The organism is Aeromonas sp. R5-4 (assembly GCF_040908215.1).
Taxonomy (GTDB): Bacteria; Pseudomonadota; Gammaproteobacteria; order Enterobacterales; family Aeromonadaceae; genus Aeromonas; species Aeromonas veronii.
The window spans coordinates 85842-99626 of sequence record NZ_JBFODG010000014.1 but is presented as its reverse complement, the minus strand read 5'-3'; the positions used below and the strand labels follow the sequence as shown (position 1 = coordinate 99626).

11 protein-coding genes are annotated in these 13785 nt (G+C 59.7%); all 11 read left to right on the top strand.

The features are described from left to right. The first annotated feature begins 4 nt into the window (after positions 1–4). The gene (gene murD, locus AB5Y83_RS05975) at positions 5–1288 is read left to right on the top strand and encodes a UDP-N-acetylmuramoyl-L-alanine--D-glutamate ligase (protein WP_227272922.1); all 1284 of its coding nucleotides are present in this window, start codon (positions 5–7) and stop codon (positions 1286–1288) included. Continuing rightward, a complete protein-coding gene (gene ftsW / locus AB5Y83_RS05970; RefSeq protein ID WP_005336154.1) occupies positions 1285–2466 on the top strand; it encodes a cell division protein FtsW in 1182 nt (393 codons plus the stop codon). Before murD ends, ftsW begins: the two co-directional genes overlap by 4 nt. After that, a complete protein-coding gene (murG, locus tag AB5Y83_RS05965) occupies positions 2466–3548 on the top strand; it encodes an undecaprenyldiphospho-muramoylpentapeptide beta-N-acetylglucosaminyltransferase (RefSeq protein ID WP_005355117.1) in 1083 nt (360 codons plus the stop codon). The genes ftsW and murG overlap by 1 nt, the downstream gene beginning before the upstream one ends. 111 nt (positions 3549–3659) lie before the next feature. Continuing rightward, a complete protein-coding gene (murC, locus tag AB5Y83_RS05960) occupies positions 3660–5114 on the top strand; it encodes a UDP-N-acetylmuramate--L-alanine ligase (RefSeq protein WP_139463616.1) in 1455 nt (484 codons plus the stop codon). A gap of 97 nt (positions 5115–5211) precedes the next feature. Beyond that, complete coding sequence (locus AB5Y83_RS05955) at positions 5212–5964, top strand: cell division protein FtsQ/DivIB (RefSeq protein ID WP_368174849.1); 753 nt, start codon at positions 5212–5214, stop codon at positions 5962–5964. Next, positions 5945–7204 (top strand): cell division protein FtsA, encoded by a 1260-nt coding sequence (ftsA, locus tag AB5Y83_RS05950; RefSeq protein WP_005336148.1) that lies wholly within the window; start codon positions 5945–5947, stop codon positions 7202–7204. Before AB5Y83_RS05955 ends, ftsA begins: the two co-directional genes overlap by 20 nt. Before the next feature lie 39 nt (positions 7205–7243). Beyond that, positions 7244–8395, top strand: coding sequence for a cell division protein FtsZ (gene ftsZ, locus AB5Y83_RS05945; RefSeq protein ID WP_005336147.1), 1152 nt, complete (start codon positions 7244–7246; stop codon positions 8393–8395). A 99-nt stretch (positions 8396–8494) separates the two neighbouring features. Further along, positions 8495–9418 carry a UDP-3-O-acyl-N-acetylglucosamine deacetylase gene (lpxC, locus tag AB5Y83_RS05940; RefSeq protein ID WP_368174848.1) on the top strand — a complete coding sequence of 308 codons (924 nt, stop codon included), beginning with the start codon at positions 8495–8497 and terminating at the stop codon, positions 9416–9418. Positions 9419–9558: 140 nt separating this feature from the next. After that, positions 9559–10464, top strand: coding sequence for a M23 family metallopeptidase (locus tag AB5Y83_RS05935; protein WP_005355107.1), 906 nt, complete (start codon positions 9559–9561; stop codon positions 10462–10464). Between the two features lie 59 nt (positions 10465–10523). Next, positions 10524–13244, top strand: coding sequence for a preprotein translocase subunit SecA (gene secA, locus AB5Y83_RS05930; protein ID WP_005336144.1), 2721 nt, complete (start codon positions 10524–10526; stop codon positions 13242–13244). Positions 13245–13318: 74 nt separating this feature from the next. Continuing rightward, complete coding sequence (mutT, locus tag AB5Y83_RS05925) at positions 13319–13723, top strand: 8-oxo-dGTP diphosphatase MutT (protein WP_042053534.1); 405 nt, start codon at positions 13319–13321, stop codon at positions 13721–13723. Positions 13724–13785: the final 62 nt, after the last annotated feature.

The following is a 13785-nucleotide window of genomic DNA, read 5'->3' as shown; positions in this document are numbered from 1 at the left end:
GGCCATGGTCATCATCATCGGATTGGGCAAAACCGGGCTCTCCTGTGTCGATTACTTCCTCGGCCGTGGCGTGACGCCACTGGTGATGGATACCCGTGCCAACCCGCCCGGCAAGGATCAACTGCCGTCTGAGGTTGAGCTCATTCACGGTCTCGACGAGGCGCTGCTCAAGCAGGCGCACATGATTGTCGCGAGCCCGGGTATCGCGCTGGCGACCCCCGAACTGAAAGCGGCTGCCGAGTGTGGCGTGCAGATCGTCGGCGACATCGAACTGTTTGTTCGCGAGACCCAGACGCCGGTCATCGCCATTACCGGCTCCAACGGCAAGAGCACCGTCACTACCTTGGTGGGTGAGATGATTGCCGAAGCCGGTCTCAATGTCGGCGTGGGCGGCAATATCGGCACGCCTGCGCTGGAGCTGCTCAAGCAGCCGATGGATCTTTGTGTGCTGGAGCTCTCCAGCTTCCAGCTGGAAACTACTCACAGTTTGCGTGCTGCCGCCTCCGTGGTGCTGAACCTCTCCGAAGATCACATGGATCGTTATCAGGGCATGGCCGACTATCGCGCCGCCAAGATGGAGATCCATCAGCACTCCAAACACATTCTGGTCAATCGTGACGATGCCCAGACCCTGCCGGATGTGGGTCAGGTGTGGCAGAGCTTTGGTCTCGACTGCAATGGTTATGGCCGCTGCCTGCTGGATGGCCGCTACTGGTTGACGTTGCACGGCGAACCGCTGCTGGCGGTAGACGAGATGAAGATCGTCGGTGCCCACAATCAGGCCAACGCGCTGGCCGCCATGGCGCTGTGCGATGCGGTCGGCATTCCCCGAGCGGCTCAGCTTACCGTGCTGCGTCGTTTCGAGGGCTTGCCGCACCGTGCTCGCTTCGTGCGCGAGGTGAACGGGGTGCGCTGGATCAACGACTCCAAGGCCACCAACGTGGGAGCCACGCTGGCTGCCGTTGCCGGTGTGCGCGAGTCGGTCAAGGGGCGCCTGCTGCTGCTGGCCGGTGGTCAGGGCAAGGGGCAGGATTTTGGCCCGATCCAGGCGCTGTTGGGCAACCAGATCGATCACATGTACTGCTTCGGTCAGGATGCAGAGGTGCTGCTGGCACTGGGCGAGCAGACCGAACGGGTGGCCGACCTGGCCGCTGCGGTTGCCAAAGCAGCGGCCGATGCGAAGCCCGGTGACTGGGTGCTGCTGGCGCCGGCCTGTGCCAGCCTCGATCAGTTCAAGTCGTTCGAGGTGCGCGGCGATCGCTTCACCGAGATGGTGCTGGCGCTATGAACGCCCTTCGCGCAGCAGCAGGTCTGTTCCAACGCTGGCTGTTACCGGCGCGTCCTGCCGGTCTCTACGATCGGCAGCTGGTACTGCTGGCGCTCTCCCTGATGGCGGTCGGGGTGGTCATCGTGGCCTCGGCGTCGATCCCCGAAGGGATTGCGCTGGGGGATGACCCCTTCATGTTTGTGAAGCGTCACGCCCTGTTTCTGGTGATGGCGCTCGGTATCTCCTGGTTTGTGTTGCAGGTGCCGATGGCGCGCTGGCAACAGCACAACGGCCCCATGCTGCTGCTGGCGATCTTGATGCTGGTGCTGGTGCTGCTGGTGGGCCGAAACGTTAACGGTGCGGTGCGCTGGTTGCCGCTCGGCCCCTTCAACCTGCAGCCTGCCGAGTTTGGCAAGCTGGCGCTGTTTGTCTATCTGGCCGGTTATCTGGTGCGGCGCCAGAGCGAAGTGCGTGAAGCCTGGATCGGCTTCCTGAAACCGCTGGCGGTGTTCGGGGTGCTGGCGGTCTTGCTGCTGTTGCAGCCGGACCTGGGTTCTACCGTGGTGATGTTCGTTACCTCGTTCGGCATGCTGTTTCTGGCCGGTGCCCGACTGGGACAGTTTTTGACCCTGATCGGCGCAGGCCTCGGCTCTGTGGTGATGCTGATTATCGTCGAGCCCTACCGGATGCGGCGAGTGACCTCCTTTATGGATCCCTGGGCCGACCCGTTCGGCAGCGGCTACCAGTTGACCCAGTCGCTGATGGCGTTTGGTCGTGGCAGCTGGTTTGGCGAAGGGCTTGGCAACTCTATCCAGAAGATGGAGTACCTGCCGGAAGCGCACACTGACTTCGTGTTTGCGATCCTTGGTGAAGAGCTGGGTTACGTCGGGGTGCTGGGCGCCCTGTTCCTGATTTTTGCGCTGGCGGTCAAGGCGCTCAAGCTGGGGCATCGCGCGCTTGTGGCAGAGCGGCTCTATGACGGTTATCTGGCCATCGGCATCGGCATCTGGTTCAGCTTCCAGACCTTCGTTAACGTCGGCGCGGCCAGCGGCATGATGCCAACCAAGGGCTTGACCCTGCCGCTGGTGAGTTACGGTGGTTCCAGTCTCATCATCATGTCGGTGGCGGTGAGCATGTTGATTCGAATCGATTTTGAGTTGCGTCAGGCGACAGCCCAGGCGCGCGTGCGGGAGGTTTAGTGAGCAAGACTCTGTTGGTGATGGCGGGTGGTACCGGTGGGCATGTGTTCCCCGGTCTGGCCGTGGCCGATCGCCTGAAGGCCCAGGGCTGGACTGTCCACTGGCTCGGCACTGCCGACCGGATGGAGGCGGAGCTGGTGCCCGCCCACGGTTATCCCATCTCCTTCATCGATATTCAGGGGGTGCGTGGCAACGGCATCAAACGACTGCTGGTGGCGCCCTATCGCATCGTCAAATCGATCCTGCAGGCGCGTCAGGTGCTCAAGACCGTTCGCCCTGATGTGGTGCTCGGCATGGGCGGTTTTGCTTCCGGCCCGGGTGGCGTGGCGGCCTGGTTCTCCGGTATCCCGCTGCTGCTCCATGAGCAAAATGCTGCTGCCGGCATGACCAACAAGCTGCTGGCCCGTATCGCCAGGCGGGTATTGATGGCATTTCCGGGCGCCTTCGCGCCAAGCCGTCGCACCGCCGTGGTGGGTAATCCGGTGCGTCCCGAAGTGGTCGCCCTGCCGGATCCGCAACTGCGCAGCGGGGACGAGCCACTGCATCTGCTGATCGTGGGTGGCAGTCTGGGGGCGCGGGTGCTCAACGAGCAGGTACCTGCTGCGGTGGCGGCATCCGGTGTGCCCATTGAAGTGCGTCACCAGTGTGGCAAGGGCAATGCTGAGGCCGTCTCTGCTGCCTATGCCCAGCACGGCATCAATGCCGAGGTGAGCGAATTTATCAAGGATATGGCCAGCGCCTACGCCTGGGCCGACCTGGTGGTCTGCCGTGCTGGTGCCCTGACCGTTTCCGAAGTGGCTGCCGCCGGTGTGGCTGCCATTTTCGTGCCGCTGCCCCATGCGGTGGATGATCACCAGACCCGTAACGCCCTGACCCTGGTCGACGGCGGTGCAGCCGAGTTTCTGCCCCAGTCCGAGCTGAACACAGCCTCACTGGCGGCACGCTTGACCTGGTTGGCAGGTCGCCGGGAGACCCTGTTTAACATGGCGAAAGCGGCTCGCCGCGTCGCCATCACGGATGCGGCCGAGCGGGTTGCGGATGAGTGCAAACAGCTCGCAACCGGGCAGCGTGGTAAAGATTGATGAGCAAGGTTGCAGCGGTGACACCGTGCAGCCTTGTACCTGTATGTATTGATGCCGCCGTGCAGCCGCGCTTTGACGGCACACGGCCTGCGGCAGACTAAAGAGACGATTATGACCAAGGTTGAACTGGCAAAACTGCGTACTGTGATCCCCGAAATGCGCCGCGTGCGTCGCATCCACTTTATCGGCATCGGTGGTGCCGGTATGGGCGGGATCGCCGAAGTGCTTGCCAACGAAGGGTATCAGGTAACGGGTTCTGATCTGGCTCGCAACGCCGTGACCGAGCGGTTGGCTGGACTGGGTGCTCACATCTTCGTCGGCCACAGTGCCGAACACGTTGAGGGTGCCAGCGTGGTAGTGGTATCTACCGCCATCAAGCAGGACAACCCGGAACTGCTGGCTGCCCGCGAACTGCGGATCCCGGTCGTGCGCCGTGCCGAGATGCTGGCCGAGCTGATGCGTTTCCGCCACGGTATCGCCATCGCCGGTACCCACGGCAAGACCACCACCACCAGTCTGGTGGCGAGCATCTATGCCGAAGCCGACCGCGATCCGACCTTCGTCATCGGTGGCCTGCTCAACAGTGCCGGTACCAATGCCCGTCTGGGTAGCAGCCGTTACCTGATTGCCGAGGCGGACGAGAGCGACGCCTCTTTCCTGCATCTGCAGCCGATGGTCTCTATCGTGACCAACATCGAAGCGGATCACATGGATACCTACGGCGGTGATTTCTCCAAGCTGAAGGCCACCTTCATCGAGTTTCTGCACAATCTGCCCTTCTACGGACTGGCGGTGGTCTGCATCGATGATCCGGTGATCCGTGGCATGTTGCCCGAGATTGCCCGTCCGACCTTGACCTACGGTCTCTCTGATGATGCCGACGTGCAGGTGCTGGATTTTGTCCAGACCACCAACCACAGCTGCTTCCGTGTTCGCCGCAAAGAGGCGGGTGAGCTGCAGGTGACCCTCAATTTGCCGGGTATTCACAATGCATTGAACGCCGCAGCGGCGATAGCTGTCGCGACAGAGGACGGTGTCAGCGATGAGGCCATCATCTCTGCTCTGGCCAAATTTGAAGGGGTTGGTCGTCGCTTCCAGCAGTATGGCGAGTTTGAAACCGGTCGCGGCAAGGCGATGCTGGTGGACGATTATGGTCACCACCCGAGCGAAGTGAAGGTCACCATCAACGCCGCCCGTGCCGGTTGGCCCGAGAAGCGTCTGGTGATGGTGTTCCAGCCGCACCGTTATACCCGCACCCGCGACCTCTACGAGGACTTCGCCGATGTGCTCTCCAAGGTAGACGTGCTGGTGATGCTGGAGGTTTATGCTGCCGGTGAGGATCCGATCCCGGGCGCTGATGGACGGGCACTGTGCCGCTCCATTCGCTCGCGTGGCAACCTGGAACCCATCTTCGTCGCCACGCCAGATGACGTGCCAGCCGTGCTGGCCGACCTGATTGGCGAGGGAGATTTGGTGCTGACTCAAGGAGCCGGGAACGTCGGGGCGCTGGCCCGTCGTCTCGGAGAGATGAAATTGAGCATAGATAGCATGAAATCTGGCGCCTGAGGGCCCAATGAGTATTTTGACCGCCAAGCCGGGGCCTATATAATGGCGAACCGGTCTGTCAAAGGCCGGTTTAGCGCGTTACACGGGGATCGATCGGGTGGAGGCAAGGGCACAGGGGCGCACCAAGGGTGGCTTCATCGCAGGGGTAGCATTTTTCCTGCTGGTGATATGGGGCTGCTACCGGACGGCGCTGGATGTTAAAGGTTGGCTGACAGATGCCAACCGGTTGCCCATGAGCGAGCTGTTGCTGCAGGGGCAACACCAGTATTTGCAAACCGAAGAGCTGCGGATGGCCGTGCTGGATGGCGCCGAGCTGCGCAACTTCTTCGAATTGGACGTCAACGAATTGCAGGCAAGGCTCAATGCCCTGCCATGGGTGGCCTCGGTCTCGGTACGAAAGAAGTGGCCGAACAAGATCAAGATCTACCTCACGGAACAAGATGTGGCGGCGCGCTGGAATGGCAACCGCTTCGTCAACACCAAGGGCAAGGTATTCAGTGCCCCGGATCGGGTCAAGACGCCGCTGTTGCAGCTGTCAGGGCCGGATGACCAGGCCGCCTGGGTGTTGAAAGAGAGTCGGCAGTACGAGTCGCAACTGGCTGCCAAGGGATACAAGTTGCTGGGGGTGAATCTGACCCCCCGCCATGCCTGGGAACTGACCCTGGATGGCAATATCAAGCTGTTCCTGGGACGCAATGACATTGCGCTCCGGTTGCAGCGGTTTATCGATGCCTTCCCGGTTATCGAACCCCGTGCGCAAGTCGCTTACGTGGATCTTCGATACGACACCGGAATGGCAGTTGGCTGGAAGAAGAGCGAAGAGAAAGTGCATGACCAACACCGCAGATAGGAATTTGATTGTCGGACTGGATATCGGCACAACCAAGGTGGCGGTTCTGGTCGGGGAAGTATTGCCGGACGGTGAACTGAACGTCATCGGTATGGGCAGTCACGCTTCTCGCGGAATGGAGAAGGGCGGGGTCAATGACCTCGACTCCGTGGTCAAGTCACTGCGCCGCGCGGTGGAAGAGGCCGAGATGATGGCGGATTGCCAGATCAGCTCGGTCTATCTGGGGTTGTCCGGCAAGCATATCGATTGCCGCAACGAGACCGGTATGGTGCCCATCTCCGATGAAGAGGTGACTCAGGAGGATGTGGACAACGTGATCCACACCGCCAAGTCGGTTCGCCTCTCCGACGAGCTGCGGGTGCTGCATGTGCTGCCTCAGGAGTTTGCCATCGATTATCAGGAAGGGATCAAGAATCCGGTCGGCCTCTCCGGTGTGCGGATGGCGGCCAAGGTTCACCTGATCACCTGCCACAACGACATGGCCCGCAACATTGAGAAATGCGTGGAGAAGGTCGGCTTGCGCGTGGATCAACTGATCTTCTCCGCGCTGGCCTCCAGTTATGCGGTGTTGACCGAAGACGAGAAAGAGCTGGGTGTCTGCGTGGTGGACATCGGTGGCGGCACCATGGATATGTCGCTGTTTACTGGCGGTGCCCTGCGCCACACCAAGGTGATCCCGTACGCTGGCAGCACTGTGACCAGCGACATCGCCTACGCCTTCGGCACGCCGCCGCTCGACGCGGAAGCGATCAAGGTGCGCTACGGTTGCGCCCTCGGCCGTCTGGTCAGCAAGGAAGACAATATTGAAGTACCCAGTGTCGGCGGTCGTCCGGCGCGCAGCCTGCAACGGCAGACACTGGCTGAAGTGATTGAGCCCCGTTACACCGAGTTGCTCTCCATGGTGAATGATGAGCTGGTGCGGGTACAAAGCGAGTTGAAAGCGCAGGGGGTCAAGCATCAGCTGGCAGCCGGTGTGGTCTTGACCGGCGGCGCTGCCCAGATTGAAGGCATTGTGGAGTGTGCAGAGCAGATCTTCCAGAGCCAGGTCCGGGTGGGAGAGCCCATGAACATACGTGGTTTGAGTGATTACGTGCAGGCACCGGTGTACTCGACTGCGGTCGGGTTGCTGCAATATGGCCGCACCCATCAAGCCACAGGTAGCAACAAAGAATATGCCGCCAAGGCAAGCGTCGGTGGCCTGGTCAAACGGGTTAGTAACTGGCTGCGTGGCGAGTTCTAAGAATTTTGCTGAGTCAGGCAAATAAAGCGGAGAGACAACATGTTTGAATTTATGGATAGCCACACTGACGAAGCCGTCATTAAAGTGATCGGTGTAGGTGGCGGCGGCGGTAACGCTGTCGAGCACATGGTTCGTCAAAATATTGAGGGTGTTGAGTTCATTACCGTCAACACCGATGCCCAGGCACTGCGTAACTCTAGCGCCAACACTACCCTGCAGATCGGCGGTGGCATCACCAAGGGGCTGGGTGCCGGAGCCAATCCGGAAGTGGGTCGTGATGCGGCCATGGAAGATCGCGAAGCACTGCGTGAGCTGCTGACCGGTTCCGACATGGTGTTCATCGCCGCCGGTATGGGTGGTGGTACCGGTACCGGTGCCGCGCCGATCGTGGCCGAAGTGGCGCGCGAGATGGGCATCCTGACCGTTGCTGTAGTGACCAAGCCGTTCTCCTTCGAAGGGAAGAAGCGGATGGGCTTCGCCGCGCACGGTATCGAAGAGCTCTCCAAGAACGTCGACTCCCTGATCACCATCCCCAACGACAAGTTGCTGAAGGTGCTGGGTCGCGGTATCTCCCTGCTGGATGCCTTCAAGGCGGCCAACGATGTACTGCTTGGCGCGGTACAGGGCATTGCCGAGCTGATCACCCGTCCGGGTTTGATCAACGTCGACTTCGCGGACGTGCGTACAGTGATGCGTGAAATGGGTACCGCCATGATGGGTACCGGTTCCGCCTCTGGTGATGACCGTGCCGAAGAAGCGGCCGAGAAAGCCATCTCCAGCCCGCTGCTGGAAGACGTGGATCTGGCCGGTGCCCGTGGCATCCTGGTCAACATCACCGCCGGTATGGACATGACCATCGAAGAGTTCGAAACCGTGGGTAACGCGGTCAAGGCCTTCGCTTCCGAGAACGCCACTGTAGTTGTGGGTACCGTAATCGATCCGGAAATGCACGACGAACTGCGTGTGACCGTGGTTGCTACCGGTATCGGTGCCGAGCGCAAGCCGGACATCACTTTGGTCAAGAGCAGCCAGGTGCAAGAGCGCCCGGTGCGTCAGCCGCTGGTTAGCGACATGATGCAAGGCCGCGTGATGGACGAAGCCCCGGCCAAGGTGGTCAACGCCGAGCCGCAAGCTCGTCGTGAACCGGATTACCTGGATATTCCGGCGTTCCTGCGCAAGCAAGCTGACTAAGCCTCTTATGGCTCTCGTTTGTTTGTTGTTCAAGGAATGTGCTAAGATGGCCTGCCAACGACCATCTGGTCCGGATTTTAAGCTGTTTAGGGTACACCCATGATTAGACAAAGAACCTTGAAAACGAGTGTACAGGCGACTGGTGTCGGCCTGCATTCGGGCCGGAAAGTCACCATGACGTTCCGTCCGGCGCCTGTGAACACAGGAATCGTTTACTTGCGTACCGACCTGAATCCTGTGGTGGAGCTGCCAGCCAATGCCGATCAGGTGCGCGATACCGTGCTCTGTACCGCTCTGGTCAACGAAGCCGGTGTCCGTGTCTCTACCATTGAGCACCTCTCCGCCGCACTGGCCGGGATGGGGATCGATAACCTCTACGTTGAGGTCGACGCGCCCGAGATCCCGGTGATGGATGGCAGTGCGCATCCCTTTATCTACCTGCTGCAGGAAGTCGGGATCCGTGAGCAGAATGCGGCCAAGCAGTTTGTGCGGATCAAGAAGAGCATCCGGGTTGAAGACGGCGACAAGTGGGCGGAATTCCACCCTTATCGCAACGGCTTCAAGATGGATCTCGAGATCGATTTCCAGCATCCGGTCTTTGAAGGGCGCAATCAGCGTTGCGTACTGGACTTCTCCGGTGCCTCCTTCGTGAAAGAGATCAGCCGTGCCCGTACCTTCGGGTTCATGCGTGATATCGAGTACCTGCGTTCCCAGAACCTGGCGCTGGGCGGAAGCCTGGAAAACGCCGTGGTACTGGACGACTATCGGGTGCTGAACGAAGACGGTTTGCGTTATGAGGACGAGTTCGTCAAGCACAAGATGCTGGACGCGATCGGTGACCTCTACATGTGTAACCGCAGCATCATCGGTGAGTTCTGTGCCTACAAGACCGGACATGCCCTGAACAACAAGCTGCTGCGTGCCTTGCTGGCCGAGCAGGAGGCTTGGGAACTGGTGACCTTCGAGGGTGAGGGCGACAAAGCGCCTATCGCTTACTACGATAACGGTCTGGTTCTGGCCTGATAGCTGTGCAACGGAACGTCGGTCCTCTCTCCGCACCGACGTTCCGTCATTTGTTTACTCCATCCTTTAATACCGATTATCTCCCGGTTTTATTTCCCGTGCAGGCTCTTGGCCGCACCTGACCGAGCAGACTGATTTCTATGAGCATTACCCTGATCCTCCACGGCAAGCAGCGACGCAAGTTGCACCTGCCCAAACAACGTCTGGCCTGGGTCGGCGGTATTCTCTTCTCCCTGTTGGCCCTTGGTGGTGGTTGGCTCTGGCAGAGCTGGCACCAGAAAATGGAGGCGCTGGAAGTGGCGCTTGCCGTTGCCGAGCAACAGTCCGTTGACCAGAGTGGTGACGAAGCCCGTGAACAGTTGGCGATGCTGGCTGCTCAGGTGGGCACCATGCAGGGTCAGCTTGGCCGTCTCAATGCCCTCGGTGAACGATTGACCGAGCAGGCCGATCTCGATCCCGACGAGTTCAATTTCAAAGAGCTGCCCCCCATGGGCGGCCCTTCTTATGATGAAGAGCTGGAAGTGAGCCTCAACGAGCTGCAAGCCTCGATGAAGCACCTCAGCCAGCAGCTCAGCAGCCGTGAAGAGCAGCTGTCGGTACTTGAATCTTTCATCATGAATCACCATATCACCGATGCCGGTTTTATTTCCGGCACGCCAGTCAAACAGGAGCGAGTTTGGGTCTCGTCCGGGTTTGGTGGACGGGTCGATCCGTTCAACGGGCGTGCCAAGATGCACAAAGGGGTCGATTTCCGTGGCAAACCCGGAACCCCGATTCTGGCCACCGGGCCCGGCATTGTCAGCTGGGCGGGCCGTCATCCGGAATTTGGCAATATGGTGGAGATTAATCACGGCAATGGCCTGGTCACCCGCTATGCCCACAACTCCAAGTTGCTGGTCGAGGTGGGCACCCTGGTTGATCAGGGTCAGAAGATTGCCTTGATGGGACGCACCGGTCGCGCGACCGGGGTCCATCTGCATTACGAAGTGTTGAAAGATGGTCGTCAGGTCAACCCCGCACGCTTTCTCAGTGCCAGACGGGGTTAGGTTTTTTTCTTCAGGTTCCAGTGACGGAACGCTTTTATAACCAGAAATAGTTGGTACCCATGATTAGCACACTGCTTACCAAGATTATCGGCAGCCGGAACGACAGAACGCTCAAGGCTTTGCGCAAAATTGTAAAACAGATCAATGCCATGGAGCCGCAGTTCGAGGCTCTCTCCGATGCCGAGTTGCAGGCCAAAACGGCTGAATATCGTCAGCGTATCGAGCAGGGTGAGACCCTGGAACAGTTGCTGCCGGAAGCGTTCGCGACCGTGCGTGAAGCCTCCAAGCGGGTGTTTGGCATGCGCCACTTCGACGTGCAGCTGATCGGCGGCATGGTGCTGAACTCCAACCGCATCGCGGAAATGAAAACCGGTGAAGGTAAGACTCTTACTGCGACTTTGCCAGCTTACCTGAACGCCCTGAGTGGCCGTGGTGTGCACGTGGTGACGGTGAACGACTACCTGGCCAAGCGTGATGCGGAAGCGAACCGTCCGCTGTTTGCCTTCCTCGGCATGACCGTTGATTGCAACGTGCCCGGTATGGATGCGTCCCAGAAGCGTGACGCCTACGCCGCCGACATCACCTACGGTACCAACAATGAATTCGGTTTCGACTACCTGCGCGACAACATGGCGTTCTCGCCGGAGCAGCGCGTGCAGCGTCCGCTCAACTACGCGCTGGTGGATGAGGTGGACTCGGTGCTTATCGATGAAGCCCGTACTCCGCTCATCATCTCCGGTCCGGCCGAAGACAGCTCAGAGCTCTATATCCGCGTCAACAAGCTGATCCCGCTGCTGGTCAAGCAGGACAAGGAAGACACCGAAGAGTACACCGGTGACGGTCACTACACAGTAGACGAGAAGAACCGTCAGGCACTGCTGACCGAAAACGGTCAGATCTTCGTGGAAGAGCTGCTCAAGAAAGAGGGGCTGCTGGATGAGAACGACTCCCTGTTCTCCGCCTCCAACATCAGCCTGCTGCACCACGTCAATGCGGGTCTGCGTGCTCACACCCTGTTCGAGCGCAACGTCGACTACATCGTCCAGAAAGACGAAATCGTCATCGTCGACGAGCACACCGGCCGTACCATGCCGGGTCGTCGCTGGTCCGATGGTCTGCATCAGGCCGTTGAAGCGAAGGAAGGGGTGAAGATCCAGAACGAGAACCAGACGCTGGCATCCATCACCTTCCAGAACTACTTCCGTCTCTACAACAAGCTGGCGGGGATGACCGGTACTGCAGATACCGAAGCCTTTGAATTCCAGCAGATTTATGGTCTGGATACCGTGGTTATCCCGACCAACAAGCCGATGGTGCGCAAGGACATGGGCGATCTGGTCTACCTGACCGCCAACGAGAAGTATGCCGCCATCATCGAAGATATCCGTCAGTGCGTGGCCAAGGGCCAGCCTGTACTGGTTGGTACAGTCTCTATCGAGAACTCCGAGCTGCTCTCCGGCATCCTGACCAAGGAGAAGATCCCGCACAAGGTGCTGAACGCCAAGTTCCACGCCATGGAAGCGGAGATCGTCGCCCAGGCCGGTCAGACAGGTGCGGTTACCATCGCCACCAACATGGCCGGTCGTGGTACCGACATCGTGTTGGGTGGCAACTGGCAGGCAGAGATTGCCAAGCTGGAGAACCCGACCAGCGAGCAGATTGCCGAGCTGAAGGCCGCCTGGCAGGTGCGTCACGATGCGGTGCTGGCCGCCGGTGGTCTGCACATTATCGGCACCGAGCGTCACGAATCCCGTCGTATCGACAACCAGCTGCGCGGCCGTTCCGGTCGTCAAGGTGACCCGGGCTCCTCCCGTTTCTACCTCTCCATGGAAGATACCCTGATGCGGATCTTCGCCTCCGACCGCGTGACCGGCATGATGAAGAAGCTGGGCATGGAAGAGGGCGAAGCCATCGAGCACCCGTGGGTCACCAAGGCGATCGAAAATGCCCAGCGCAAGGTGGAAGGCCGCAACTTCGACATCCGCAAGAGCTTGCTGGAGTTTGATGACGTTGCCAACGACCAGCGCAAGGTGGTCTACGAGCAGCGCAACGAGCTGCTGGATACCAACGACATTTCCGAGACCATCCACGTTATCCGTGACGACGTCTACGGCGCGGTGATCGACGAGTACATCCCGCCCCAGTCTCTGGAAGAGATGTGGGACGTGCCGGGTCTGGAAGCACGCCTGAAGGCGGACTTCGCGCTGGATCTGCCGCTGCAACAGTGGCTGGCGGAAGATGACAAGCTGTATGAAGAGAAGCTGCGCGAGCGCATTCTGGACGAAGCCACCAAGCTCTATGCCCACAAGGAGGAGCTGGTCGGCAAAGAGGTGCTGCGCAACTTCGAGAAAGCGGTGATGCTGCAAACTCTGGATGGTCTGTGGAAAGAGCATCTGGCGGCCATGGATCACCTGCGTCAGGGTATCCATCTGCGCGGTTACGCCCAGAAGAACCCCAAGCAGGAGTACAAGCGCGAATCCTTCGATCTGTTCACCCAGATGCTGGAAACCCTCAAGCGCGACGTGGTCAGCATCCTGAGCCGTGTTCAGGTGCAGGAGCGCGATGTGGAAGCGATGGAAGAGCAGCAGCGCCAGCAGGCGGAAGCCGCTCCCCGCACCTATACCCACGCCGCAGCCGAGAGCCAGCTGGCCGATGAACAGGCCGCAGGCGAAGAGGGCCACACCACCTTCGTACGTGACGAGCAGAAGGTCGGTCGTAACGATCCCTGCCCGTGCGGCTCCGGCAAGAAGTACAAGCACTGCCACGGTCAGTTGACCTGATCGACGCTATGCCATAACAGGCGGGCCAAGTGCCCGCCTTGTTATTGGTGGCAACAAGCGAACAGAGGTAATTGATGGAACAGAAAAAACGGATCTGGGTGGCGGTTGGCGTCATCGAGAATGAACGGGGCGATATCTTCATCGCCAGACGCTCCTCCGATCGCCATCAGGGGGATCGCTGGGAGTTTCCCGGTGGCAAGGTGGAGTCGGGCGAGGATCTGCTCACCGCGCTGGATCGGGAGCTGTGGGAAGAGATCGGCATCCGGGTATTGGATTGTGCCCCCTTTATGGAACTGCAGCACGACTACCCCGAGAAGCAGGTATTGCTGGATATCTGGAAGGTGACTCGTTTCAGCGGTGAGCCGTTCGGCAAAGAGGGGCAGGAGTGCCTGTGGGTGCCGGTGGCCGAGCTGAACAACTACCACTTCCCCGATGCCAATGGCCCTATTGTAGCGCGGCTACAGGGTCTGCTGGCGTGAGCCGGTAGCAATCAACAAGTATGAAAAAAGGGCCAATCGGCCCTTTTTTCATATTGCGGAGG